We start from the raw sequence: 24667 nt of genomic DNA on the forward strand, positions 1-24667 counted from the left end.
GTTATAAAAGCCTCTCATCCTTTTCCCTGAATTTTAAATTTTTATTGGTGAAGCCCAGCGGAAGCATATCCTTTAAGGTGTATACCGATGTTCTGTCTCCCGCACCCAACAGGATCAAAAACTCATCCGGATCACAGAATTCAGCCATAACCTGCCTGCAGACTCCGCAGGGAGCACAAAAGCCACCTTTTTCTCCTTTTTTATTTCCCACAACAGCAATGGCCTCAAACTCCGTAACGCCCTCGGATATTGCTTTAAAAAATGCCGTCCGTTCTGCACAGTTCGTTGGAGAATAGGAGGCATTCTCAATGTTGCAGCCCCGGTAGACAGTTCCGTTTTTTGCAAGAAGGGCTGCTCCCACGGAAAAATTTGAATAGGGTACGTAGGCCGTCTTCTGAGCCTCATAGGCTTCTGCAACCAGCATATTTTTCGTTGTTTCATCCATGTTCAAAGAATTACCTCCTTGTCATTTTGCTACTTCATTTAAAAAGCTTTTTCCTGCGATGCCGCCCTTTACTCCAAATAAATCCAGTACCGTGGCAGCAATATCTGCGAAGGTATCCTTTGTTCCCACAGAAACACCTGCCCGGATTCCTTGGCCGTAAATGAGCATGGGAGTATATTCTCTGGAATGGTCGGTGCTTGGCGTTCCAGGGTCACAGCCATGGTCTGCGGTAATGATCAGTACATCTTCCGGTCTCATGGCACCAAGGAACTCTCCCAGCTGTACATCAAAATCAGTTGCTGCCCGGGCATATCCCTTTACATCGTTGCGGTGTCCATATACCATGTCAAAATCCACAAGATTTACAAAACAGATTCCATGGAAATCCTCCTTCTGGGCCTCTAAAGTCTTGATCATACCATCGGTGTTATTGACGATGGATGTTGTCTTATCAATACTTTTTCCTGCAAAGATATCATAGATCTTTCCGATTCCAATGGTATCTAGTCCAGCATCTTTTAAACAGTCCAGCATGGTTGTCTTTGGAGGCAGTAAGGAAAAGTCATGACGGTGGGGAGTTCTTTTGTAATCGGGATACGTTCCTTCAAAAGGCCTTGCAATGACACGGCCTACACTGTGCTTTCCTTTTAATATTTCCCTTGCAATCTTACAATAGCGGTATAGCTCCTCCAAAGGAACCACGTCCTCGTGGGCTGCGATCTGGAACACACTGTCCGCAGAAGTATATACGATTAAATCTCCGGTCTTTACATGTTCCTCACCGAAATCATGGATCACATCGGTTCCGGAATAAGGCATGTTGCACAATACGCCCCGCCCGGTCTGCTTTTTAAATTCTTCAATCACTTCCTCTGGAAAACCATCGGGATATGTGGGAAGCGGTTCCTCAGAGATGATTCCTGCGATTTCCCAATGGCCAATGGTGGTATCCTTTCCCTGAGACCTTTCGGTCATCCGGCCATAGGAACCAATGGGAGCAGGCTCCTTCTCTCCGGCGGTCACTCCATCTATATTAAACATTCCCAGTCTTTTCAAGTTCGGTGTGTAAAACTCCTCTGCTTTTGCAATGCTTCCCAGGGTATTGCTCCCTTCGTCATGGAATTTGGCAGCGTCAGGCGCCTCTCCGATTCCAAAGCTGTCCAGAACAATTAAAAATACCCGTTTTGTCTCTGACATATTCGTTCCTCCTGATACGAAAAGGGATTGCTTTGCAATCCCTTCCCCTGTTCATTAAATTTTTTCAAATCTTTCTACATCTGTTACAAATATAGTAGCTCCGCCAAGCTCAACGGTCATGGGCATCATCATAAAACCTGATGATACCGATGCCAGATTGGGCGCCGGAACGTTGGTGGTTATTTTCTGGCGTTTTCCGCAAGTGTCTTTAATAAGGGTGATAACTTCCTCAACCTGTTCGTTTTCGGTACCAATCATTAAAGTTGTATTTCCTTTTTTCAGGAAACCGCCTGTAGTGGCAAGTTTTGTCACGCTGTACTGGTGTTCATTTAGTGCATCAGTCACCCGGTTCCCATCATCGGAACTGACGATTGCATAAATAATTTTCATATCGGTCACCTCGCTATTTTATTTGGCAAAACTGCATTGATTTGTTGATTCTATTATAAAGCATAAAAAGGAAAAATAAAACAACCAATCCATAAATAGTTAAATGTTTTCTGTTAATAACCTGTTTTCTTCATCTTCTGAAGAAGTTTTTTATAAATCCGATTCCTCATCCACGGTTCATTGACCGCGTTCAGACACTCATCGAAAGAAAACCATCCTACGGCACTGTTTTCATCTTCCTTTTTCCGAATCTGCTGATGTTCATCCGCCTCCAGCAGATAAGTCACATTCAAATGAAGATGGGAAGGAACATAAACGCTCTTTTTCTCGTGTCCGTCCACCGTAAGAATCTCAAGAGAAAATATATCCTTACTGATTGGTGCTGCATACTTTATTCCGGTTTCCTCCATGGCCTCTTTGACGGCCACCTGAAGCAAGTCCATACAGCCATCGGCATGTCCCCCGGTCCACGCCCAGGAATCATAAATATTATGATAAGCCATCAGCACCTTATCGCGGGTGGAATTAACCACCCAGCCGGAGGCAGAAAAATGTGCCTCGTAATTATCCCGGTAAAAACAGGCATCTCCCTGGTTCAGATAGCGTAGAATGAGGTCCTTATCTTTTGTTTCCTGTTCATTCCATGGGGAGAATTTTTCCACCGCCTGAATCAAATCACCTCTCTGGTCCATGTTCCCTGGTCTCCTTCTTCTTTTGTTCTAGTTTGCATTTTTCTTTCTTCTTTCGTTTCTTTTTTCGTTCTTTTATTATTTTTCTTTCTTTGTTTTTCTTTTTCCAGTCATACTATATGGACTGGTGGATATATTTTAATGAATAAATAAAGCGAGGTATTATATGGATTTATCGTCTCTGGTATTTGAGGACAGCTCTCCATGGCCTTCCATTGAAATCGCTGGTAAAAACCAACGGTATGCTGCAGCCATACTGTCAAACATCGGCGCCTGTAATTCTGAGATGTCAGCAATCAGCCTTTACGTTTACAACAGCATCATTACAAAAAACTTCTTCTTTGATATCGCAGAGTGCTTCCATAGAATCAGTATCGTGGAGATGCATCATCTAAATATCTTCGGTGAGCTTTCCATTATGCTTGGAACTGACCCCAGACTATGGAGTTATCAAAATGGACGCATGTGCTACTGGTCCCCTGCCTGCAACCGCTATCCCACCAGGATCGGAGCCCTGGTCACCAATGCCTTAAACGGGGAATTGGAAACCATTAAGAAATACCAGGCCCAGGCTGAATGGATCGATGACTGCAGCATCAAAGCCATCCTGAACCGGATCATCGCCGATGAACTATGCCATGTGGAAATATTCCGGTCTATTCTGGCTGAGCTTAATCAGGATTCCTTTATCCAATCTGCAGAATTAAAAAGCAATGATGAAACATTTAATGATGCAAATCAGGCCGGACAGCCTGAAGCAGTTAATGCTATTGATGATACTAAGGCTATCGATAATGCTAATACTATTGATAACCTGGAGAACGCTGATACTGCGGACACCGTTCAAGCTGCAAAAGCTACTGTTACTGCGGATATCTTAAGGGATGAAGAAACCACTGTTACTGCGGATACCTTAAAGGATACAAAAAACACTGTTACTGCAAATACCTTCAAAGCCGCAGAAAATAATGGCACTGTCAGACCCGGCGGTGCCGGATTTAACAGCAGTCGATCTACATAATAAATTACTGTTTTTTAGGGAAGGTCTGAGTTCCCTCTGTTCTGATTTCCAGACCTTCCTGATATCCTTTTTCCATCTTATGCCGGGCTTTTCGATTTTCCACCGTATCAAAAATAATGGAAAAGTCATAGTTTTCCGGATACATTTGTGAAGCGGCAACCAGGCGTTTCACCCGCTTATGGTTAATCCATATTTTTTCATCCGGCATCTGGACCTGCATTATGCCCTGTTCATTGACCGGTCTGCAAACGATGCCTTTTTTGTTGCCTGGATATATCATCACGCTGTCACCTATGGAGAACAATTCTTCCATAGCAGTTTTATTCTTTGCTGACGATTTCTTTTTTTCTATTCTTGGGCCCTTTGATGGCTGAAATTGTTTTTCTACTGAATCGGAGCCAGGAATTGAGTGATCGGTGTTTTTCCATTCCCCATAGGCATAGCTTCTTGCCTTTTTAATCATCTCTTCCTTCATTCCAAGCCGACTTGCAATAGCGAGCGCACAGCTTTCTCCCGCTTCCCCGATTTCCATGCGGTACAAAGGCTTTAAGGTCTCTTTATCAAAAGCCATCCGTGCATTGGTAATGCCTTCTGTTTCTTTGGCATAGGTCTTTACTTCCGGGTAATGGGTAGTCGCCAGGAATAAGCACCCTTTATGCCGCAGTTCATCTAAAATGGCAATGGCAATTCCCATTCCTTCTGCCGGGTCCGTACCGGAACCTAGTTCATCCATAATGACCAGACTTTCTTTTCCGGCTTCTTCTAAAATCTTCAGCACATTGGTGATATGAGCAGAAAAGGTAGATAAATTTTCTGTAATGTTCTGTCCATCTCCAATATCACAAAGCACCTGGCTGTTCATACACAGATCCGCTTTGTCGCAGGGTACATGAAGGCCGCATTGAGCCATAATAGAAAATAATCCTACCGTTTTAATGGCAACGGTCTTTCCTCCTGTGTTCGGCCCTGTGATAACGATGCCACGTTCTGTTTTTCCCAGTAAAAAGGTGAGGGGCACCACTGTTTCCGGGTCCATGAAAGGATGGCGTCCATTTACGATCTGTATGATCCGGTCTGTTTGAACTGATGGTTCCACAGCATTCATTTCCGCACTGAGACGTCCCTTTGCAAACAGGAAATCAAGCTTTTCTAAATAATACTTATTCTTTTCCAATGCCGGAAGGTTCTCTTCTACCCCGGCAGTCAACGTATAAAGAATCCTTCTGACTTCATTCTCCTCTTCGATCCGCAAAAGCTCCAGTTCCCCGTTCAATGCAGCAATGGCAGACGGTTCTATAAACAGGGTGGAACCAGTCGTTGACTGGTCGATCACACTTCCCGGAACCATTGACTTATAATCCTTTTTCACCGGAAGGCAGATTCTGCCGTTTCTTATGGTAACATAGGAGTCTGAAAAATACTTTTTATTAGCTCTCAAAAGATTCTCTGCTTTTGTCCGAAGCTTTTCTTCCAGCCGCTTTATTTCCTGACGGAGGTTTTTCAGACTCCTGCTTGCAAAATCTTCTACTCTTCCGTTTCTGACACTTTCATAAACAGCTCTGGAAAGCTCATCAAGGGAATCCAGCTCCAGTTCATAATAAGGGAGGCTTAACTCCAGATGCTTGCACCGGTTTAAAAACTCCTTATAGCGTTTGACTCCCGTAAGCATGATTCCCGTCTGTTCCAGTTCCTCTGCTGTGAGACAGCCGCCCTGTTTTACCGTCGTTATAATGCCGGAAAGTTCTTTCATTCCCACTGCCGGTGGAAGACCCATCCGGTCTATGATGGTTCTCGCCTGCGTAGTTTCCCGAAGGTCCTTTTGCACCTGGCTTTCCTTTAAGCTGGGGGACAGATTCCTGATTTGTTCCTTTGCGGCTTCTGTATGGGATAAGTTCTCTAATTTTTCTAAAATCCGATAAAATTCTAATGTTTGAAATGTATGATCCATGTCTTTCTCCTTGTTTTATTCCTCTTTAAGATTCATAAAAACCATGGAGCATGGCAGCAATCACCCTTTTATACAACAAAAAAACCTGTGAGATCACAAATCGACATCTCCCAGGTTTCAAACCTAATCCGTCTGTTTTGTATCTTCATGGGCAAAACAGGTACACAAAACAAAGGATAAGCCATTCCGCTTTCCCTGCGTGATTCCTGTTCTCAATATATAACTGCTTTATGCTCCATGTTCAGACACAATTAACATACACACACTTCCTATTCTTAGTCTTTCCTCAATATAGCACGAAATAACCGGCAGGTCAATGATTTTTTTGCTGATTCCACCAGTCAGCAAGCATAAGAATTTCTTTTTCATTCAGGCAATGAACCAGCGTTCCTGCTTTCATCTGACAAAGGCACTCTTCATAATCCAGCCATAGTACAGACTCCACTTCCGATGGCTGAAGAACCAGGGCATCTTCCTTCACAGGTCTATCGTAAACATAAACTTTACTGATCTCATGATTGAAAAAGGGCTTTCCATAGAACTCCGTTTTATCAAGTTCTTCCCGAAGTCCTACATAGGTAAGTTCATAAGGTTCTGCCCGGATTCCCAGCTCTTCCTCCAGTTCTCTGACAGCAGATTCCAGATAGCCACAGCCTGCCGGAATATGTCCTGCGGAGGAAACATCATAACACCCGGGATAAGAATCCTTGTCTGCGCTGCGCTTTTGCAAAAGCAGGTCAAATCTGCCTTTTTCATTGGATCTGATTACCCACACATGAGAGGTTCCATGAAGAGTTCCTTCCCGGTGAGCCATAAACCTGGCCCTTATATTTCCCGTTTTTCTTCCCTCTAAGTCACGCTCTTCTAACAGTTCCAGCGGTTCTCCGTTTAAAGAAGCGGCAGACAGCAATTCTCCCCTGTATTGAAGCTTTAAAGAGAAAAAAGGAAGTTCGTCTTTTAAGAGTTCAAAAAATATCAGATCTCCTTCCCAAAGCGGAAGCTGTGATATCTTTTCCTTTGGGACCCATTCCAACTGTCCTTCCTCACATTCTGTTATGGTACCTTCAAACTCATCGGCCGTGTATAGAAACATATATTCATCGGGAAATTGATCCGATACAAAGGTAATGATCCCCCGCTGCCGATAAGAGATCAGACGGAGACCGGTTTCTTCCTTTACTTCACGTAAAAGGCATTCCTCCGGGCTTTCTCCTTCTTCCAAATGACCTCCAACGCCAAGCCACTTGTCCCGATTCATGTCGTGGTCCTTTTTTATCCGATGCAGCATCAGATAGCAGCCGTTCTGTTCCATATAGCAAAGCGTGGTAAGATTCTTATGAGCCATCTTCTATCTCCATTCAGTTCTTTCCTGTAATTACTCTATTGCTGTTTAAATTCTGGTCTTCTATATTCATAGCTGCATCGGTTGCCTCTACTTCAATCTGAACGATACAATTGGTTTCCTGCCCTTCATAAATTACCGGTATACGGTATAAGCCAGGCGTATTCCAGTCACACCGGGTCAGATCAAACTGGAATTTTGTATAATCATAAAGCTCTGAGGAAAAATAGCTTTCCGCTTTCAAATCCAAAGCTGTCCCAACGCTGGTTTTCGCATAAAAGGTTGTGGTGACATTCTCATCAAAGATTGGCTTTGTTCTGCTTTTAAATACCTGCAGCAGCAGAAGAAGTACCGCAGCCAGAGCAAAAACTCCAAATATAACGAAACGAATCTCCAGTTTTCTTTTATTTTGTTCCATTTACTCCTCCATACTCATTTCAGTTCCTGTTTTTCGGACACATTTGCTTTTATCATCTGTCCGTTCCCCTGTTTGTTGTTGTTCACCGCAGAAATACAAAAAACCCGACTGCAGGTTATCGCTACGATGACTGCAGTCCGGCAGGATACCTGGAAATTCTGTATTTGATCCGGTACGATCGGTTATACAAATTCGCATCTACAAATGGCAATTATACGATCCTGTTATGGTTGTGTATCCATTTCCTGAATACGGCATGTGCATTACTTTCTCCAGTAAATTTACTGCCCGCTAATAATGTATGTCTTGTCCTCAATCTCAGTGTATGGAGGCAGGATTTTAGCTTACACCTGCTTATGATATTCTATGATTCGTGTATGATAAAATGATTGGTACATTTAAAAGGCGTGTATGCTATGGAATACGATATAACATAGGAAAGAAATAAGTGGGTTTGAAGCCAAAAACCCTCAAACATTTGTATGAATTGAAAGAACCCATCTCATAATATTTCGGAACCTTCCAGATAATATTAAGTATTTCAAAAAAAACTTTATTAAATTATTGAAATAAATACAATGATCCATGATGATTGTATAATTTTTCCATTTTTTGAAACAATATCATTGAAAACAATCTAACTGCCGCTTTGCCTGGGCCTTTTTTAGCTATTATCGCTGCATTTGACCGCATCAATTGCCAAGACCACCATTAGCGCAAGAAGGCTGTCCGTTTCCTCATAAACATCGATGAGATAAGTGTCCGTAAAATTAAAGAGTTGCTTTTCGATCGTAGCTACAACACTTCCTCCAGAGTTAAGTATCTGGTAATCCCACTCCCAAAAATTCCCCTCCACGTGCCAGTCCTTGCAGTCAACAGTAAAAGAAGGCTTAAAAAATGTAAATTTCTTAGTAATTGTTCCTATGGTTTCCCCATTCATCTGAATGGCAAACTGGGGCAGGAATGAGAAGACCTGCTCTCTTAAGGTTGCCACATGATTCCCGTAACGGTCATAGATTTCCAGCTTATGCCCCCAAGCCAGCTTTCCGCTTACAGTATATACCGTTGCTCCACTTTCATCATATATATCATAACTGTCAAACCAGGAGAAAAAACGTTGTCTGAATAATAATTTCATCGAATTTTCCGGCTCCTTTCTTTTTCATTGAAAAATAACTTATCCCAGCTTCTTCTCACACCATTCCGCCAGAATACACGCTTCGCATTTTGCCTTCCGTGCAGTGCACACCGCTCTGCCGTGATAGATTAATTGAAAATTAATCCGGTTCCAGTGCTCTTGCGGCAATACCTTTTGCAGTTCCAGTTCCACTTCTGCCGGATTCTTCCCCAAGGCCCAACCCAACCGTTTTGATATGCGGAACACATGGGTATCTACCGTAACGCCTGGAATTCCATAATAATCTGCCAGGAATAAAGTGGCCGTTTTTCTGCCCACGCCTGCAAGACGGAGAAGCCCGTCAATGTCTCCGGGCACGTTTCCGCCCAGTTCTTCTACGATCTGCTGACAGCATTTCTTTAGATTCTTCGCTTTATTTTTATAAAGGCCGATGGAACGTATGGCATCTTCGATTTCTTCCAGAGAGGCTTCTGCCATGTCTTCAGCATTCTGAAATTGCGTAAACAGCTGAGGCAGTATCTCTTCCACCTGCTTATCCGTACTCTGCGCACTGAGCATAATTGCGGCCAGCAGCTGCCAGGGCTGCTTATGATAGAATCCTTCCTTTGTAACCCCATAGGTCTCATCTAATTTATCCAGCACATCAATAACATGTTCATTTTTCATTTGTACTTTACTTCCTCCTGAAAATCTGTTTTCCTTTTTATTTTCTGATATGATTTTCAACAGCCTTACTGATTTTATTTTTTAATCTCCCCAGGTTCAAATAACTGAATGGTTCCATACTCTCCATCGTAACCAGGACTGAACTTTACTCTGTTTTCCCGAAGACGTGTGATTCCTTCGGCAATCCATTCCCCGGAAACTTTTTTAATATCTTCCACAGGCAGATTCCTCAGAATATCAAATTCCGAACCAAGAGTTTCCACCATGGTTTCATACTGGCTCTGCACTCTTTTGCTGGCAGTGGTGTATCCGGTGGAGGCGCCAATGACTTCCAGCAAAGGAACCACGCGTTCAAACGCCTTCCCTCCGGAAAGCACGAAGCCTTCCCCCCGGTCGGCCAGCTGTTCGATCCGGTGGAATACACCTGTGGTCAGCTTTCGTCCGCAGACCGGGCATATGCCGGAATACTGGCGGGCTTTTGCCGGAGAAAGACAGAGATTACATTTCCGGTGTCCATCATAGTGATATTTCCCTTCCTCCGGGAAAAATTCTATGGTTCCCTTTAAGCCATTCCCCCTTAATACAGCTTCCGACAGCCCCTCATAGGACAGATCAATGTCAAGAAGATTGGCTTCCCTGCCAAGTTTTGACGGGGAGTGGGCATCGGAATTTGATATAAGCTGAAAACGGTCCAGGGCTGACAGCCTCCAAATCATGGGAGGGTCCGAAGACAGCCCGGTTTCCAGTGCATGGATATAAGGTGTTAAATCTTCAAAGCATTCTTCAATCGTATCAAATCCGGAAAATGCACCAAACAAGGAGAAATGGGGCGTCCAGATATGGGCCGGAATAAAGATTGCTTCCGGGCATGATTCCAGAACCAGCTCTAAAAGATTTCTGCAATCCAGTCCCAATATGGGTCTGCCATCAGAATGAAGGTTTCCGATGGCTTCCAGCTTTTTTGAAACAAGCTCTGCTTCCTCAATCCCTGGCAGGAGAATCACACTGTGGATTTTCCTCACCTTTCCATTTTTCTTATAGATGGTACTGATTTCGCCGGAAACTACAAACCTGGGTGACTTAAATCCAGGCGTCTGTCCCTGTTTCTTACAATACTCTTCCTTTAATCGATAAAGTCCGGCTTCTGCCGGTATCAGCTTTTCTTTTAGTTCCTGCCGCCACGCCGGATGGGTAAAATCTCCGGTTCCCAGCAGATCAATTCCCTTACGCCTTGCCCAGAAGTCAAGGGATTCCGGAGTACAATCCCTGCTGGTGGCCCTGGAATAATGAGAATGGATATGTAAATCTGCTATGTACATGTATTCACCTGCTTTTCTTTCTCTTGCATACCTTATGTCTATATATTCTACACCACAAAAGCAGATATTCCATGGGTAAAATTTTTCCTGTATCTGTTTTATAGAGAAAAGGGGCATTATCTGCCCCTGTGCCTCTCTTTCTTTTTTTGCTGCTTCCGCTCAAACTGAAGCTGTTTCTCTACCTCTTTTTTCTGTCGTGCAGATACCTTACGCTCCTGTTTGACTTCTTCATGCTGTAATTTCAGAGCCTGCTGGGATTTCGTACCGATTCCAGGGTTTTTCACCTGCCGCTGTATCTCCCTTTGCATCCTTTTTGGGTTTTTGACCTCTTTCGTTACAACAGCGTCCACAGCTGGACTCAGCCGCAGTTTTTCATAATTTCTGAGAAGATACTCATACACTTTATAGTCCTTTGGTTCTGCTCCGAATGTCACCTTGCATACCTCAAGCTTCCCATCAGATATCCGTTCCAAAATTCCTACCCAGAATGGTTCCTCGAAGAATACGAAAAACGTAACCGTAACTTTGTCCATAACAATTCCTCCTTTACTTGTTGAACAAAGAACGGACGACCAAGGAGGAGGGTTACTTAGAAACGTATCATAACTCCCGTTTCTGCCCGGACTACCAACCGGATCTTCATGGCAGATGCCACGAGCTGTGTTTTTATCTTTGTAATTTTATTATAACACACCACTATTTTGCAGAAAAGCATTTCTTTTCAACGGGATTTGACTCCCTATTTCTTTTATGCTAGGATATGCCTATCACTGATAAAGAAAGGACTTGATTCAATGAATTTAATGAATCTCATGCAATTAAAAGAAGCCTGGACTGTTTTTAAAAATAATCACCCAAAATTCCCCCTATTCCTCCATGCGGTATCGAACAGTGCCCTGAAAGAAGAAAGTGTGGTGGAAATTCACGTTACCTCTCCCGAAGGAAAAAGTCTTACCACCAATCTAAAGCTGAAAGCATCGGATCTGGAATTCATAGAACAGTTAAAATCCTCATTAAGATAACCACTCCTCTGCAAAATACATTGTTGTATTTACCAGAATATGGTACAATGAACCAATCATAATGGTAAAAGCATTTCCATGACCTTTTTATTATCCTGGAAATGCACAACAGGAGGAATATAACCAGGATGAAACAATCAATAAAGATATTTGCCGTTGCATCACTTCTGTCCGTGTCCATGGCATCCGCTGCATTTGCCGGTACCTGGAAAGAGGATTCCCGGGGCTGGCGATGGCAGGAAAAGAATGAGCCCTCTCCCGCATCAGAATGGGAATGGATCGATTCCAATGAAGACGGAATGGCAGAATGCTATTATTTTGATGAAAATGGATATGTACTTATGAATACGACCACTCCCGATGGATTCTCAGTCAATGAGAAGGGAGCATGGGTTGCTGACGGTATTGTTCGTCAAAAAGCTGTCAATCCGGCAGCAGCAGCGGCAGCGAAAAAAAACGGAAGAGAATTATATCTTGACGCTATAAAGAAAAGCTCCGCCTTACCCGGCCTGGATATCGACGGAGACATACATATGAACCTGTCCTATTCCGAACTGGAGATTCCGATTTCCATGGAGCTTCACTTGAAATATCATGACCTTAACACACCAAACATGGAATTTCTTTCAGAAACACAGATGTACATGATGGGAATTAAAGACACCCAGACCTCATTTTATACCAATGGCACCTATTATTCGGATATGGGCCCCAATCAAAAGTATAAGATGAAGATCGGGCATGAGGATATGACAAAAAATCTTACTCTGGGCGGACTTACCGGTCAGTTTTGGGCATTCCTTGACAATGTCCAGACCGCAGACGGGGAAGGTGGGAGTAAGATTCTCCTATACTCCAATCATGCAGAAGGAATGGAGTCTTATCTGGAAGAAATCAACAGTGAGATATGGCCGGCTCTCAACGATGTGGATTATAAGATCGATTCTATAAACGGGAAAGCTGTGATCACACCGGAAGGATATTTTTCAAGGGAGGAAATCGCCATTCACCTGACAATGGTCGATGACGATGAAACCGCAGGCATGACCATGAACATGATCCTGGATTATCACAACCCGGGACAGGCGGTAACCATTCAGTTTCCGTCGACCGAAGGATATGAAGCTGTGGTATATTAGCAAAAAGAGAGAGCCTTTTCCATGGCTCTCTCCTTTTTTTACTCCAAAGCATGAGTTTTTCGTCCAACACTCATTTTTAAGGCCAATACAAATATAAATGGAAATATAACTGCAGCCAGTATTCCCATCTTAAGATTATTTCCCATAAGAGCCGAGATCCGGCCTACCAGCGCAGGACCTCCGGAGCATCCGAAATCTCCCGCCAGCGCAAGAAATGCAAACATTGCCGTACCTCCGCCCCGTATAGCGGCGGAGGCCATGCTGAAGGTTCCCGGCCACATAATTCCTACAGACAGACCGCACAGGCCGCAGCCAAGAAGCCCCAGCGCCGGGTGAGAGGACAAGGCAATCAGAAAATAAGAAGCAACACACAGGAGCCCGCTGCCCATCATCATCTTCTTTAAGTCTAACCTTTCCCCATACGTTCCGTACAGTGCTCTTGAGATTCCCATCATGCCTGCAAAAAACATAGGTCCTGTAAGGTCTCCTATGGCTTTTTTGACCCCCAGGCTTTCCTCGGCAAACGCAGAAGCCCACTGACTGACCGCCTGTTCTCCTGCACCTGCACATACCATAAGGAGCATAAACACCCAGAAAACTTTCTTTCCAATCAGAGTACGGAACGAAATCCCTTCTTCTCCTTTAATAAGAGGTGCAATGGGTACTTTAAAGAACAAAATCAGATTTACTACCGGAACAAGAGTCCAGAAAGCAGCTATGATCCGCCAGTTTTCCAGCCCAAAGAGCACGAAAAAAACGGTGGATAACAAAACAACTCCCACATGCCCCCAACAGTAAAAGGAATGGAGCATACTCATGGTTTTTTCTTTATTTTCAGTAGGACATGCCTCTACCAGAGGACTTACCAAAACTTCTAAAAGCCCGCCTCCTGCCCCGTAGATCATAACAGCCCCAAGAAAGCCATACCATGGATCAGAAAAAACTTCCGGAAATATGGTGAGAGAAAAAAGGCCTGAGGCACACAGTCCGAGCGCTGTAATCATGGAAATACGGTATCCGATCCGGTCAATCACTCCGGCAGACAAAAGATCTACCAAAAGCTGGATTCCAAAATTGACGCTTACCAGCAGAGCAATTCTCGGCAAAGAAATCCCGTATTCTTTTTCAAAAGTCAGAAATAAAAGAGGAACAAAGTTATTGACAATGGCCTGCACGATATAGCTCATAAAACAGGCACGAATTGTTTTATGGTAATTGGGGTTCATTTTAATTCTCCTGTCATTCTGTTTTTTGTATTATACCGCATAATACTTCCTAACAGTTGCAAAATATGGCCAATTTATGATACAATCCAGTCAATTACTCAAAGGAGAAATTATATGCAAAGCACCAGAATACAGACCGATGAGTCCATGATGGAACTGATTACTCACGGCTCACCAGCCTTTCCGTTCCAATATTATTACGAAGATGTGGGAAAATTTGAAAACCGCTGCATCGACTGGCACTGGCACAGAGAATTTGAACTGGTAACAGTGAGAAAAGGCATCGTGCAGTGCTCCGTCGGCAACATCAACCATATTCTGGAGGCCGGGGACGGCATTTTTATTAATTCAAGTTCCATACACCGTTTTGCCTCTGCCGGAACAGGAGTAATTCCCAATGTGGTATTTTCTCCGGAATTCATTGCTCCGGAAAACAGCCTGATCTATGAGCACTATCTGACCCCTTTTCTCAACTCGGGAATTTCCCATGTGGTATTAAAGAACGGCATTCCCTGGCAAAAGCATATCCTTCTTGCTTTATCAAAGCTTTGCAGTTTATGTGAAAACCCAGCCTCTGCCTGGGAATTGGAAGCTCATACACTGGTCTGCCAGATCTGGTCCGTGCTTTATGAGCACCAAACGGAATTCGTGACCATGGAAAATACAGGAACCAACCGGATATCACAAGCCCGTTTTCGCCGTATGACTTATTTTATCGAACAGAATTACCGGAAAAAGCTGACGCTTGAAGACATCGCCGCTTCTGTTGGGGTGAGCAAGCGGGAGGCACTCCGCTGCTTCCAATGCTCCGTCCCTCTCTCACCCATTGAATATGTAAACAAATACAGGCTCCAGCAGGCCTGTAAGCTTCTTCTTCATACGGACCACTCCATCTCGGAGATAGCTGAACGCACCGGATTTGAAAGCACCAGCTATTTTGACCGTTTGTTTAAAAGAGAATTTCATATTACACCTGGAAAGCACCGGAGCATCACAAAGGGCCGGAAGGAATACTGCATAAAACAGGAATAGAAATACCGTATGTGCAGATAGATCTGTCATGTTCTCTGCACATACGGTATTTATTATGGTTAATTTATTTTATAAAAACAATCTGGGCTGTATATAAAAACCCAGGAGAAAGAGTATGAAAAAGTATATAAGCACCACAAGAAAACAGATTTCACCTGCCATGCGCAGCTTTATAACCCTTACGCCTTTGCACCATTTATAAAAATAATAGGATATCAAAACAATTCCAAACGTTCCAACCACAATTGGAAGCCAGGCCATTATAAGAAAAATAAGATTCATTCCATTACTCCCAAAACCGTCTTTTTCTTATCTTCTCCCTTTTTGGCCCACTTATAAGCAATGCCTTTTCAAAATTGCCTTTTCTCCATTATTTTCACAGAAACGGAATAGGAAATACGGATTATCAAAATACAGGCAGCAATCAGTATTCCAAAAAACCAGACAGAACCCATACGTTCCAATGTGTCCACTGCTTTCAACAGATTCATATCAAAGGATTCAACTATTTTGGCAAGACCAAATACCACTGCAAATACGGAAACCGTTACCCCGACCAAAACAATTCTTCCTTTTTCCGCACCGTACTTCAGTTGAAGAGGCAGATTCACTGCAAAAAAAAGCAGGATCATGATTAAGTAAGTGAGTGCAGTCGTAAAAACATCAAAGTAAGCAATGCCGCCGGTCAGGACAGCATCAATAATTACCAAAAGAAAAACCAGTGTCCAGACGGTGATACCTGAAAGAATTCCGTATAAATATTTCTCCCTTACATACATCTTACGGCTGACAGGCAGCGTAAATAAAAAAGTAAAACCGTTATCAAATTCATCGTAGCTGATGGTGGTAAAGGTAAACATTACAAAGATCAACGTCATATAACCAATCACATATCCAGGATTAAAATTGATAAACAGCATAAATAAACAAAGCATGGAAAACATAATGAAAAATCTCATCTGGTTCTTTAACAGCATCAGATCCTTAATCAACAGTCCTTTCATATACGTCCACCTCGAATCATTAAGGTTATCACTTCATCAATGGCTCCTTTTTCCACTACCAGGTCAGGATATCGTTCACAGTAATACTGCTTGTTATCCGTAAGGCAGCTAAAACCATAGTTTTCTTTCCGGCGGCGCAGGATGTGTTTTTTATCCAGCGCTTCATACTGATCCTCCGTTGCTTTCAAAAGCCCATAACAGTCAAGAAGGTGATCTGTCTCTTCATGAAGAACGATCTTTCCCTGGTCGATGAGATACACATCGTCACAAAGGCTTTCCAAATCCCTGGAGATATGGGAGCTGATCAGAATGGAACGTTCTCCGTTCTGCATGTAATTTCTGATATAATCCAAAAGTTCATCTCTGGCAATTACATCCAGTCCTGCCGTCGGTTCATCTAAAATAAGGAGTCTGGCATCATGGGACATGGCAGCAAGCACCTTCAGCTTTGCTTTCATTCCAGTGGAAAAGTCCTTGATCTTCTTACGAAAGGGCAGACCTGCCTCCCTGCATTGTTTTATGAATTCTTCTTTATCAAATCTCTTATACAGATTCTTTAAAATGGGAATGATATCCTGAATGGTCAAATAACCGCTGAAACCTGATTCAGCCAGTACTACCCCGATATCTTCCCTGTCTTTAAGGCTCAAATCACTTGATTTTTTTCCAAAAATCTCAATATTTCCCTCATCGATGGCAATTAATCCTAAAACGGACCGGAACACAGTGGTTTTTCCGGCACCGTTTGGTCCAATGAGTCCTGTGATATATCCAGGTTTTAAGTCCAGAGAACAGTCCAGGCGGAATCCATCATATTGTTTTTGTACGTTTTCCAATTTTAATAACATCGTCAATCCTCCAAAATGATATGAAACATCTCTGCAATCTCTTCGTCACTCATACCGCAGCTCCGGCCTTTTCGTATGGCTGTTTCCATATCCGCTTCCATCTCTTTTTTCTTCTCTTCCAGGATCAGGCTCTGATTGGCACAGGCCACAAAGCTGCCTTTTCCATGTACCGTAATAACAAACCCTTCCTGTTCCAGAGCATCATAAGACTTCTTTACCGTCAGTGCACTGACTCTCAAATCTTTTGCCAGCGCCCGTACAGATGGGAGCATATCCCCTTCCTTTAACTGCCCCTCCATAATCATGGCTTTGATTTGTCCCGCGGCCTGTTCGTAGATCGGCTGCATGGATGAATTATTTATAATTAGCTTCACATGATCCCTCCTTAATAAACAGCATATAACAGTTCACGTATATTGTCAACTGTTATATGCTGTTTACCATAATATGTATGAAATTTAAGGTTGTTTCATGCTTACTGTTTAAAACGGAACTGGCTGATTAAATCTTTTAAAGACTGGGCCTGACCCGTAAGCTCTTCACTTGCTGCAGAGTTTTCTTCCGCTGTGGCAGCATTGACTTCCACAACCTGGGAGATCTGACCGATTCCACCGTCAATCTGTGTTGCTGAAACGGCCTGATCCTTTGAAGCGGAAGCAATGCTCTCCACTTTTCTCATAATCACCTGGGTCCTGTCCACGATCACATTCAGTTCTTTGGCCACTGCATCTGCAATGACTGCTCCCTTTTCCACTGCCTGCAGGGAATCTCCAATCAGCTGGGTGGAGATTTTAGCCGCCTCCGTACTCTGGCTGGCCAAAAGGCTTACCTGGTTTGCCACCACGGAAAATCCTTTTCCTGCTTCTCCGGCTCTTGCCGCTTCAATAGAGGCATTCAACGCTAATAGATTTGTCTGGGAAGCAATATCGTTGATGGTATGAATAATTTTACTGATTTCATGAGATGTATTTCTAATGGCCTCCATTGCAAGAACCATTTCCTTCATGTTCTCATTCTCCTGGGTGATGTTCTTTGTTACAGTACTGACTTCGCCGCTGATATCCACAGCATTCTGGGCGTTTTCAGAAATCCGGGCAGTGATATCCGCTACAGTGCCGGAAAGTTCTTTTACAATTTCAGCCTGATTGACTGCACCCTCTGCAAGCATCTGGGCGGATTCTGCAATCTGAACAGAACCGCTGGATACCTGTTCGGAAACCTGACTGATATCTCCCAGACTCCTGGAAATCTTATTGGTAAATATCTGCAGAGATTTTTCAATGTTTCTGAAATCTCCAAGGAATTCCTGCTTGAAATTTACATTGAAATTCCCGGAAGCCATGCGGTCCATGACAACATCAATGTCTTCAATATAGGAGGCGATTTTCTGAATGGAAGTCCTCAGACTGTCTGCCACCTGCCCGATTTCATCGCCTGACTCGTAGGCAATACGGGTATGAAGATTTCCTTCCGCAATCTCCTTCGATGCTGCTTCCAGTTCTCGTAACGGAACAACAATTCCCTTTGTCAGCTTTTTTGCCATAACAATCGCTGTAATTAAAGAAATGACGGAAAATACAGCCAGTAAAACTGTGGCAACATTCTCTACCACGTTGCTTGTCTCATATTTCAGCAAAGCAGCCTTATCCGATCTGGTCCCTGTATCATCAAGAGCGTTTGCAAGTGCTTCGGATGTATTGTTAAAGTCTGAGTTATAATAGCTTATTGCCCCTTTGATATCTCCGCCTTCCACATAATCTAACAGGCGGCTGGTATCTTCTTTAAACGTTTCAAGTAATCCGGTCAGGGTCTGACCTGTCTGGTCACTTTTTAAGTTGGTATTGATTGCGTTTATGTATTCCTGTATTTTTACATATCTTTTGTCTAAATCCTCTTTTTCCTCTGCTGTAACTGCCGGATCATTGCTTATAATTGCCCAAAGAATCCGTTTGTTAATCGTTTGGACATCTTTTCGAATTTCCATCTGTTTTTTAGTTGTCTCATACTGTACCTTGTAAAAGGTTGTAAAATTATTGCCGATGATCCGAAAACTGATGAGCGAGAACACAGACGATAAAAAAATAATAAATACTAATACTGCAAATACCAGATTCAAACGCCTGGAAATTTTTAATTTACCGCGCTTTTCCATAGGTAACCCCCCTTTTATCCTGAGTTATTAAATATAACTATCACGTATTAATTATATCAATTTTCTGCCACTTTTCAACATTTTTCGCAAACATTACAATTCTTTAAGGTAATTTTCCCCTTATAATACAGCTATTCATTTTCATGGACAATTTTATCTTAACATTTATTAATATATGTTAAAATTTCAAAAACTTTTGTTAATACAAAAGATATGTGCAATAAAACAGGCACACTTATCACATTCCAGCCATGGCAAGTGTACCTGTCAAACGTTATGCTTTTCCCGGCTCATATTCAAAACTCACATAATCACTTGCCAGGTTAAAGATCAGTTCTTCCCCTTTATACAGCAAAAATCTTCCCCGCTGCAGATGTCCTTCTTTGATAAACCGTGTCATCTTCCCCTGACTGGGAGCCAGCAGCTTATGGGAAAATCCCGGCCTGCTGCCTGCGTTCTGATTTGTTAAGTATACCTTTAAGCTGTATATGCCTTGTTTTAACACAACCGAGGTCCGTCTCTTACATACCACCTGTACCCCCAGATAGGTGGCAAAACGGTATTCCCTGCCTTTATACAGGACCACACAGATGCAGCCCTGAAAGCTGTGCCCTATAAAAGGAATATGGGCTATGGCGATCATAACGGAGGCCTCCTCCTGGAACCGGTTGCATTCTATCCACAAGTAGTCCTTTGGAAACGACCTTCCCCGGTCACCTTCGATATACCCCTTTTCTCCGTTAAAATCCAAAACTCTGCCATTGACCTTCAAACTGCCGGAAAGGGGGTGTGCCATACTGATTACTTCATGTCTGCATTCCATAAAAGGCACCAGTTCCAACGGCCCCATAATGGAATATTTAATCGGACTTAGGGCTCCATAGCGAATCACGCCCTGAATGGACAGTTCCTCAGTCTGTATATTTAACTTAATACCGTGAATAGAAAACACATTGCGCCCCAGCATGATTCGCTGCTGTCTTCGGTCCACCAGATAATCTTCTTCCGGAAAATCCAGGGAATAAGATGTTTCATTCCAGATGATCTGCAAAAACGGATGCCTGGTACCGTTTTTATCAATACTTGCGCCCGGAATCAGAGCCAGGACCGAATCTTTGTTCTGGTGCTTATAATACCAGCCTTCAAAAACAGCAAATCTGAATATCCGGTTAAAACTGGTTACACATAAATCTCTAAGGCTGTCTCTCAATAAAATCATTCGGTTTTTTATATTTTTATTGATTTTTTTTATTTCCGCTATGGGTTTCCCCTTTTTGCAAGGAAAAGATTTCTTATGATATGACATCTGTCGTACTCTCCCATCCGTTTCAATATTTGTATCATATTAAGCATAGCTTTTCCAAATATCAGGTTCCATAGTCAGTATATTTACCGGAAATATAAAAGGAGGTCTAAAAAAGAAAGGGGCAAATCTAAACAAAAAAGCCCTTTCAATGGTTTTTCATTCCATTCAAAAGGCTTTTTAGTATTTCATGTCATCATGTGGCTGCTCTTACAATGTCCTTTACAGAACTTTGTTGGTGTATTCACGTATTACATTTACAGAATCAATGAATTTTCCCAGTTCTTCCTCTGTCATATGGATCTCAAGAATGTCTGCTGCACCGGTCCGGTTCAAGATGGTGGGGACACCGGCAAATACTCCCCTTTGTCCATATTCTCCCTCTAACAGTGTGGAAACCGGAATGATCCGGTTCTCATCATAAAGAATGGCTTTGATGATACCAACGCAGGTAGTAGCGATTCCGTAATAAGTCGTTCCTTTTCTGTTATAGATCTCCCAGCCTTCTTTTGTGGTTTTCTTTACGATCTCGTCTAAATCCACGTCTCCCAGCATCTCTTTGTTGTCGAGAATTACATCCTGGAAGGACTTTCCGGCAACGGTTACGGTCGACCAGGGAACCATCTGAGAATCTCCGTGCTCCCCCATGGAATAGGCATACACACTTCTCGGGTCTACGTGAACCAGTTCTGCAATGAAGTTTTGAAGCCTGGAAGTATCCAGCGCACTTCCGGTTCCGATGACCTGGTTCTTAGGAAGACCGGACAATTTATAAACATAATGAGCCATAATATCAACCGGATTGGAAACAACGATAAAGATACCGTCAAACCCGCTTGCCATAATGGGGTCTACAATGGTTTTTACTATTTTAGCGCTGACCTCCAAAGTATCCAGCCTGGTCTGGCCTTTCTGAGGCGGTGCTCCCGCGGTTATTACGATAATATCTGCATCCGCACAGTCTGAATAAGAGGCGGTACGCACTTTTACATTGCGGTCCAGATATTTTATGGTATCACGCAGATCCATCACCTCGCCGAGAGCCCTTTCTTCATTAATATCTATCATTAGGATCTCATCGCAGACTCCCTGGGTCACAAGACTGAATGCGGTTGATGAACCTACCAGTCCGCAGCCGACTACTGCTACTTTCGATTTTTTTATTTTCATGTTTATTTTCCCTCTTTGTAAGATTAAGTCGTAATTATCATAACTCAAAAACCGGAATTTATCAAAATATTTTTGAGACAGGATTATTAAAAATTGATAAAGCGCTGCTGCGATTTTGCGGCAAAATAAGGATAGTGCGGTGTTCTGCTCTATCCTTATTGATAAATGTTCTGACTGTTTGATTGTTTTGATTATATTCTGTACGTATCTAAAATCTATATATGCTTCAGCAGGCTTTCTAAATTCTTTGCTGTGGTATTTAATTCACTGATGGAGTTTACAATATTCCTGAACTCGTCATTTTCCTCATTAAAAATATGGTTGGATTCAGTGATCCTATTATTAATGGTAGTAATCGAAGCATTGATATTTTTTAAAACCGTATCGATCTGGCCGATGGAATCGGTGGTTGATGCGGACATCTTTCTTATCTCACCTGCGACTACGGTAAAACCTCTGCCTGCCTCGCCTGCTCGTGCTGCCTCAATTGCTGCATTCAGGCCTAAGAGATTTGTCTGTATGGAAATATCTTTGACAAAATCCAGAATACCGTCCGTATTCCCGGCGCTTTCGTTTGCTTCATTTACTTTGGCAGATATCTCTTCGTTCATGCTCTTTAGATTCTCCATGCCTTCAGTCACACGATTGGTAGATTCTGTGATCTGCTGAATTCCACTGGAAAGACGGTTGATTAAACCGACTAATTCATTTCTTTTTTCCAGGCTCTTTCCTAAGGTCAAGACTCCAACAACCTTTCTGCTTTTATCCATAATCGGAACGGCATATGACTTAAACGGGACTCCGTATACTGATTCCGGAACGTCCTTAATGGTCACTCTTCCGGAATTAAGGCTATCCCGGATCGCACCGCCTGCCGGGACCTGCTCGCCTGCCGTAATGCTGAATCTCAACCGGCTTCCGTTGACAACCAGAATGAATTTTTCCGTATCTGTTAATGCGAAGGCTACATCATCATCAAATAAATTTGATAAGTATGGTATTACATTATAAAAAGAATCCAATAATTCATTTTCTGTAAATTGATTATTCATGATACCTTCCCCCTTTTGTCTGATGTAACATCTTATCTGAATTAACATCTGCTGATATTGAAAGTATTTGTCAGTTAATGCTATTTTAGTATATTCCCATGGGGATGTCAATGACAGGTATGGAAAAACCGGATCGTATGGACCGCTGCCATATACTACCTCCGTTTCCTATATCGAATGACAGCTTCCAGAAGCCGCTCCATCGCTTCCTTTAATACCCATAAGGGACACGCAATGTTAATCCGCTCAAATCCCCTGCCCCCTTCTCCGAAGATATATCCCTCATCTAAGAACAGCTGAGCTTCCATTTGCATAAACTTCTCCAGTTCCCTGTAATCCATGCCAAGCCCTCTAAAATCCAGCCATTGCAGATATGTTCCCTGAAGATTACAAACCTTTGCCTCAGGCAGATTGGCAGCTACAAACGTTTCCACGTATCTTTTATTGGCGTCCAGATGTAACAGTAATTCATCCAGCCATGCCTCACACCGGGTATAGGCAATCTCACATGCCTTGTACCCCATCATATTCAGAGAATGGTACCCTCTTGCTGCAGATAACTTATCTCTCATTTCCTTATCGGCAATAAGATGGTTCGATGTCTGAAATCCTGCCAGATTAAAGGTTTTGCTGGGAGCCGTACAGATTGCGCAGTTATTCACATATTTTTCTTCTAACGTTCCCATGGAAACATGATGATAGCCGGGAAGAATCAGATCAAAATGTATCTCATCGGAGATAATGAAAACATGATTGTTAAAACATATCTCTGCAATCCTAAGGAGTTCCTCCCTGGTCCATATCCGCCCAACCGGATTATGCGGACTGCATAAAATAAGTAGTTTTACATCTTCTCCTGCCGCCTTTTCCTCGAAATCCGCAAAATTGATTTCATAGGAACTTCCTGTATGAATCAACTCCGATGTAACCAGAGTCCGTTTGTTATTTTCTACAGACAGCCGGAATGGATAATAAACCGGAGTCATAATGAGAACGGCATCTCCGGGCTTTGTAAATGCGGCTACCATCTGGCTAAGACCGGGGACGACTCCTGCTGTCTCTACGATCCATTCCTTTTTCGGAGAAAAGCCGTGCCTCTTTTCCATCCAGCCGGTCACACTGTCATAGTAGGCTTCAGTCGCTCCAGTATATCCAAATATGGACTGGTCTAAATATTGTTTCAATCCCTCAATTATTTCCGGCGGATTTTTCCACTCCATATCGGCTACGGAAAGCGGTACCACACAGTCTTCTACATTGGGATTTTTGTTCTTCATATCATTCCACTTCAATGAGCCTGTATTATTTCTTCTTACCAGGGTTTCAAAATCATAGTGCATGTTTCTTCCTCCATGTTCTTATTTTTTCATTCTTTGCCGTCAGCCTGGGGCCCTGTAATTCGCTTTAAAAACTGCCGGGTCCTTGGTTCTTTTGGATTTACAAGAATCTCAGAGGGCTTTCCTTCCTCAACAATACTGCCGCCTTCCATAAAAATAATTCTTGATGCGACCTCTCTTGCAAATGAGATTTCATGCGTCACAACGATCATGGTAATTCCTGTCCGGGCAACGTTCTTTATGGTATTTAAAACTTCACCTACCAGCTCCGGATCCAGCGCAGAGGTTGGTTCGTCAAAAAGGATCACATCAGGGTCCAGAATCAATGCCCTGGCAATGCCCGCCCGCTGCTGCTGCCCGCCGGAAAGCTGGGAAGGATAAAAATCGTACCGTTCCGCCAGACCTACCTTTGCCAGCATTTCACGGCTCATCGTTTCTGCAGCTGTTTTCCCTGTTTTTTTTACCGTTACAAGACCTTCCATTACATTTTCAAGAATTGTCTTATTCTGAAACAGATTATAATTTTGAAATACCATGGCAGTTTTTCTTCTCAGCGCAATCACCTGGGTCTTTGAGTGCTTTTTACAATCCAGAAGAAAGCCATTGACCGTAACCGTTCCGTCATCTGCACTGTCTAAAAAATTGATGGTACGCAGAAGCGTTGTTTTTCCTGAGCCGCTGGGACCAAGGATTACTACTACTTCTCCCTTTTCAACCCTCAGATTGACTCCCTTTAAAATGTGATTTTTTCCAAATGACTTATGGATATTGTCCAGTTCCACCATATATGCCATAATACCTGCTCCTTC

At 42.9% G+C, this 24667-nt stretch carries 24 protein-coding genes and 1 pseudogene; 4 read left to right on the forward strand and 21 right to left on the reverse strand.

All coding sequences use genetic code 11. The features are described 5' to 3' along the window. Position 1 precedes the first annotated feature (1 nt). From ACLTWA_RS05980 to ACLTWA_RS05995, 4 genes are all read right to left on the reverse strand, one after another. Complete coding sequence (locus ACLTWA_RS05980) at positions 2-445, reverse strand: cytidine deaminase (protein ID WP_412327190.1); 444 nt, start codon at positions 443-445, stop codon at positions 2-4. A gap of 21 nt (positions 446-466) precedes the next feature. Further along, entirely contained in the window at positions 467-1642 is a 1176-nt protein-coding gene (locus tag ACLTWA_RS05985) for a phosphopentomutase (RefSeq protein ID WP_412326672.1), read from the reverse strand. 54 nt (positions 1643-1696) lie between these two features. Beyond that, on the reverse strand, positions 1697-2032 hold the full coding sequence (locus ACLTWA_RS05990) for a cyclic-di-AMP receptor (protein ID WP_412326674.1): 336 nt from the start codon (positions 2030-2032) through the stop codon (positions 1697-1699). Positions 2033-2145: 113 nt separating this feature from the next. Beyond that, positions 2146-2724, reverse strand: a complete 579-nt coding sequence (locus ACLTWA_RS05995) for an NUDIX hydrolase (RefSeq protein ID WP_412326675.1) — start codon at positions 2722-2724, stop codon at positions 2146-2148. Positions 2725-2887: 163 nt separating this feature from the next. Between ACLTWA_RS05995 and ACLTWA_RS06000 the strand changes: the two genes are divergently transcribed. Further along, a complete protein-coding gene (locus ACLTWA_RS06000; RefSeq protein ID WP_412326676.1) occupies positions 2888-3742 on the forward strand; it encodes a hypothetical protein in 855 nt (284 codons plus the stop codon). Between the two features lie 4 nt (positions 3743-3746). On the opposite strand, the gene ACLTWA_RS06005 is transcribed toward ACLTWA_RS06000, so the two are convergent. From ACLTWA_RS06005 to ACLTWA_RS06035, 7 genes and pseudogenes are all read right to left on the reverse strand, one after another. Beyond that, on the reverse strand, positions 3747-5690 hold the full coding sequence (locus tag ACLTWA_RS06005) for an endonuclease MutS2 (RefSeq protein ID WP_412326677.1): 1944 nt from the start codon (positions 5688-5690) through the stop codon (positions 3747-3749). A 313-nt stretch (positions 5691-6003) separates the two neighbouring features. Beyond that, on the reverse strand, positions 6004-7035 hold the full coding sequence (locus ACLTWA_RS06010; protein WP_412326678.1) for an NUDIX domain-containing protein: 1032 nt from the start codon (positions 7033-7035) through the stop codon (positions 6004-6006). A gap of 13 nt (positions 7036-7048) precedes the next feature. After that, the gene (locus tag ACLTWA_RS06015) at positions 7049-7450 is read right to left on the reverse strand and encodes a hypothetical protein (protein ID WP_412326679.1); all 402 of its coding nucleotides are present in this window, start codon (positions 7448-7450) and stop codon (positions 7049-7051) included. Between the two features lie 664 nt (positions 7451-8114). Further along, complete coding sequence (locus ACLTWA_RS06020; RefSeq protein ID WP_412326680.1) at positions 8115-8588, reverse strand: LURP-one-related/scramblase family protein; 474 nt, start codon at positions 8586-8588, stop codon at positions 8115-8117. Between the two features lie 39 nt (positions 8589-8627). Next, positions 8628-9254 (reverse strand): endonuclease III, encoded by a 627-nt coding sequence (gene nth / locus ACLTWA_RS06025; RefSeq protein ID WP_412326681.1) that lies wholly within the window; start codon positions 9252-9254, stop codon positions 8628-8630. A gap of 83 nt (positions 9255-9337) precedes the next feature. Beyond that, positions 9338-10573: pseudogene (locus ACLTWA_RS06030) on the reverse strand (endonuclease Q family protein); the annotation flags it as partial. Between the two features lie 116 nt (positions 10574-10689). Continuing rightward, positions 10690-11106, reverse strand: a complete 417-nt coding sequence (locus ACLTWA_RS06035; protein WP_412326682.1) for a YjdF family protein — start codon at positions 11104-11106, stop codon at positions 10690-10692. A 261-nt stretch (positions 11107-11367) separates the two neighbouring features. Here ACLTWA_RS06035 and ACLTWA_RS06040 point away from each other — a divergent pair, with 261 nt between their 5' ends. Together ACLTWA_RS06040 and ACLTWA_RS06045 are read left to right on the forward strand one after the other, a co-directional pair. Further along, positions 11368-11595 (forward strand): hypothetical protein, encoded by a 228-nt coding sequence (locus tag ACLTWA_RS06040; protein ID WP_412326683.1) that lies wholly within the window; start codon positions 11368-11370, stop codon positions 11593-11595. 128 nt (positions 11596-11723) lie between these two features. Continuing rightward, entirely contained in the window at positions 11724-12734 is a 1011-nt protein-coding gene (locus tag ACLTWA_RS06045) for a hypothetical protein (protein WP_412326684.1), read from the forward strand. 38 nt (positions 12735-12772) lie between these two features. On the opposite strand, the gene ACLTWA_RS06050 is transcribed toward ACLTWA_RS06045, so the two are convergent. Then, positions 12773-13960: an MFS transporter gene (locus ACLTWA_RS06050; protein WP_412326685.1), complete on the reverse strand. Its 1188-nt coding sequence runs from the start codon at positions 13958-13960 to the stop codon at positions 12773-12775. Positions 13961-14074: 114 nt separating this feature from the next. Here ACLTWA_RS06050 and ACLTWA_RS06055 point away from each other — a divergent pair, with 114 nt between their 5' ends. Beyond that, entirely contained in the window at positions 14075-14992 is a 918-nt protein-coding gene (locus ACLTWA_RS06055) for a helix-turn-helix domain-containing protein (protein WP_412326686.1), read from the forward strand. A gap of 350 nt (positions 14993-15342) precedes the next feature. Here the strand turns inward: ACLTWA_RS06055 and ACLTWA_RS06060 are convergent, their stop codons facing one another. The 9 genes from ACLTWA_RS06060 to ACLTWA_RS06100 form a co-directional block, all read right to left on the reverse strand. Beyond that, on the reverse strand, positions 15343-15996 hold the full coding sequence (locus ACLTWA_RS06060) for an ABC-2 transporter permease (RefSeq protein ID WP_412326687.1): 654 nt from the start codon (positions 15994-15996) through the stop codon (positions 15343-15345). Then, the gene (locus tag ACLTWA_RS06065; RefSeq protein WP_412326688.1) at positions 15993-16844 is read right to left on the reverse strand and encodes an ATP-binding cassette domain-containing protein; all 852 of its coding nucleotides are present in this window, start codon (positions 16842-16844) and stop codon (positions 15993-15995) included. The genes ACLTWA_RS06060 and ACLTWA_RS06065 overlap by 4 nt, the downstream gene beginning before the upstream one ends. 2 nt (positions 16845-16846) lie before the next feature. Beyond that, positions 16847-17218, reverse strand: coding sequence for a GntR family transcriptional regulator (locus ACLTWA_RS06070; RefSeq protein WP_412326689.1), 372 nt, complete (start codon positions 17216-17218; stop codon positions 16847-16849). A 101-nt stretch (positions 17219-17319) separates the two neighbouring features. Then, a complete protein-coding gene (locus ACLTWA_RS06075; RefSeq protein WP_412326690.1) occupies positions 17320-18996 on the reverse strand; it encodes a methyl-accepting chemotaxis protein in 1677 nt (558 codons plus the stop codon). A gap of 274 nt (positions 18997-19270) precedes the next feature. Then, positions 19271-20302, reverse strand: a complete 1032-nt coding sequence (locus ACLTWA_RS06080; RefSeq protein ID WP_412326691.1) for a tocopherol cyclase family protein — start codon at positions 20300-20302, stop codon at positions 19271-19273. A gap of 219 nt (positions 20303-20521) precedes the next feature. Beyond that, a complete protein-coding gene (locus ACLTWA_RS06085) occupies positions 20522-21469 on the reverse strand; it encodes an L-lactate dehydrogenase (RefSeq protein WP_412326692.1) in 948 nt (315 codons plus the stop codon). A 215-nt stretch (positions 21470-21684) separates the two neighbouring features. Then, positions 21685-22521: a methyl-accepting chemotaxis protein gene (locus ACLTWA_RS06090; RefSeq protein ID WP_412326693.1), complete on the reverse strand. Its 837-nt coding sequence runs from the start codon at positions 22519-22521 to the stop codon at positions 21685-21687. A 155-nt stretch (positions 22522-22676) separates the two neighbouring features. Further along, complete coding sequence (locus ACLTWA_RS06095) at positions 22677-23861, reverse strand: MalY/PatB family protein (protein WP_412326695.1); 1185 nt, start codon at positions 23859-23861, stop codon at positions 22677-22679. A 26-nt stretch (positions 23862-23887) separates the two neighbouring features. After that, positions 23888-24643, reverse strand: a complete 756-nt coding sequence (locus ACLTWA_RS06100; protein ID WP_412327191.1) for an amino acid ABC transporter ATP-binding protein — start codon at positions 24641-24643, stop codon at positions 23888-23890. Between the last annotated feature and the right edge of the window lie 24 nt (positions 24644-24667).

The sequence above is a fragment of the Lacrimispora sp. genome (assembly GCF_046972725.1).
Classification (GTDB): domain Bacteria; phylum Bacillota; class Clostridia; order Lachnospirales; family Lachnospiraceae; genus Lacrimispora.

Excerpts from the sequence above, each read along its gene's own strand:
- ACLTWA_RS05980 (WP_412327190.1), bottom strand. The coding sequence starts at position 445 with ATGGATGAAACAACGAAAAATATGCTGGTTGCAGAAGCCTATGAGGCT.
- ACLTWA_RS05985 (WP_412326672.1), bottom strand. The coding sequence starts at position 1,642 with ATGTCAGAGACAAAACGGGTATTTTTAATTGTTCTGGACAGCTTTGGA.
- ACLTWA_RS05990 (WP_412326674.1), bottom strand. The coding sequence starts at position 2,032 with ATGAAAATTATTTATGCAATCGTCAGTTCCGATGATGGGAACCGGGTG.
- ACLTWA_RS05995 (WP_412326675.1), bottom strand. The coding sequence starts at position 2,724 with ATGGACCAGAGAGGTGATTTGATTCAGGCGGTGGAAAAATTCTCCCCA.
- ACLTWA_RS06000 (WP_412326676.1), top strand. The coding sequence starts at position 2,888 with ATGGATTTATCGTCTCTGGTATTTGAGGACAGCTCTCCATGGCCTTCC.
- ACLTWA_RS06005 (WP_412326677.1), bottom strand. The coding sequence starts at position 5,690 with ATGGATCATACATTTCAAACATTAGAATTTTATCGGATTTTAGAAAAA.
- ACLTWA_RS06010 (WP_412326678.1), bottom strand. The coding sequence starts at position 7,035 with ATGGCTCATAAGAATCTTACCACGCTTTGCTATATGGAACAGAACGGC.
- ACLTWA_RS06015 (WP_412326679.1), bottom strand. The coding sequence starts at position 7,450 with ATGGAACAAAATAAAAGAAAACTGGAGATTCGTTTCGTTATATTTGGA.
- ACLTWA_RS06020 (WP_412326680.1), bottom strand. The coding sequence starts at position 8,588 with ATGAAATTATTATTCAGACAACGTTTTTTCTCCTGGTTTGACAGTTAT.
- nth (WP_412326681.1), bottom strand. The coding sequence starts at position 9,254 with ATGAAAAATGAACATGTTATTGATGTGCTGGATAAATTAGATGAGACC.
- ACLTWA_RS06035 (WP_412326682.1), bottom strand. The coding sequence starts at position 11,106 with ATGGACAAAGTTACGGTTACGTTTTTCGTATTCTTCGAGGAACCATTC.
- ACLTWA_RS06040 (WP_412326683.1), top strand. The coding sequence starts at position 11,368 with ATGAATTTAATGAATCTCATGCAATTAAAAGAAGCCTGGACTGTTTTT.
- ACLTWA_RS06045 (WP_412326684.1), top strand. The coding sequence starts at position 11,724 with ATGAAACAATCAATAAAGATATTTGCCGTTGCATCACTTCTGTCCGTG.
- ACLTWA_RS06050 (WP_412326685.1), bottom strand. The coding sequence starts at position 13,960 with ATGAACCCCAATTACCATAAAACAATTCGTGCCTGTTTTATGAGCTAT.
- ACLTWA_RS06055 (WP_412326686.1), top strand. The coding sequence starts at position 14,075 with ATGCAAAGCACCAGAATACAGACCGATGAGTCCATGATGGAACTGATT.
- ACLTWA_RS06060 (WP_412326687.1), bottom strand. The coding sequence starts at position 15,996 with ATGAAAGGACTGTTGATTAAGGATCTGATGCTGTTAAAGAACCAGATG.
- ACLTWA_RS06065 (WP_412326688.1), bottom strand. The coding sequence starts at position 16,844 with ATGTTATTAAAATTGGAAAACGTACAAAAACAATATGATGGATTCCGC.
- ACLTWA_RS06075 (WP_412326690.1), bottom strand. The coding sequence starts at position 18,996 with ATGGAAAAGCGCGGTAAATTAAAAATTTCCAGGCGTTTGAATCTGGTA.
- ACLTWA_RS06080 (WP_412326691.1), bottom strand. The coding sequence starts at position 20,302 with ATGTCATATCATAAGAAATCTTTTCCTTGCAAAAAGGGGAAACCCATA.
- ACLTWA_RS06085 (WP_412326692.1), bottom strand. The coding sequence starts at position 21,469 with ATGAAAATAAAAAAATCGAAAGTAGCAGTAGTCGGCTGCGGACTGGTA.
- ACLTWA_RS06090 (WP_412326693.1), bottom strand. The coding sequence starts at position 22,521 with ATGAATAATCAATTTACAGAAAATGAATTATTGGATTCTTTTTATAAT.
- ACLTWA_RS06095 (WP_412326695.1), bottom strand. The coding sequence starts at position 23,861 with ATGCACTATGATTTTGAAACCCTGGTAAGAAGAAATAATACAGGCTCA.
- ACLTWA_RS06100 (WP_412327191.1), bottom strand. The coding sequence starts at position 24,643 with ATGGTGGAACTGGACAATATCCATAAGTCATTTGGAAAAAATCACATT.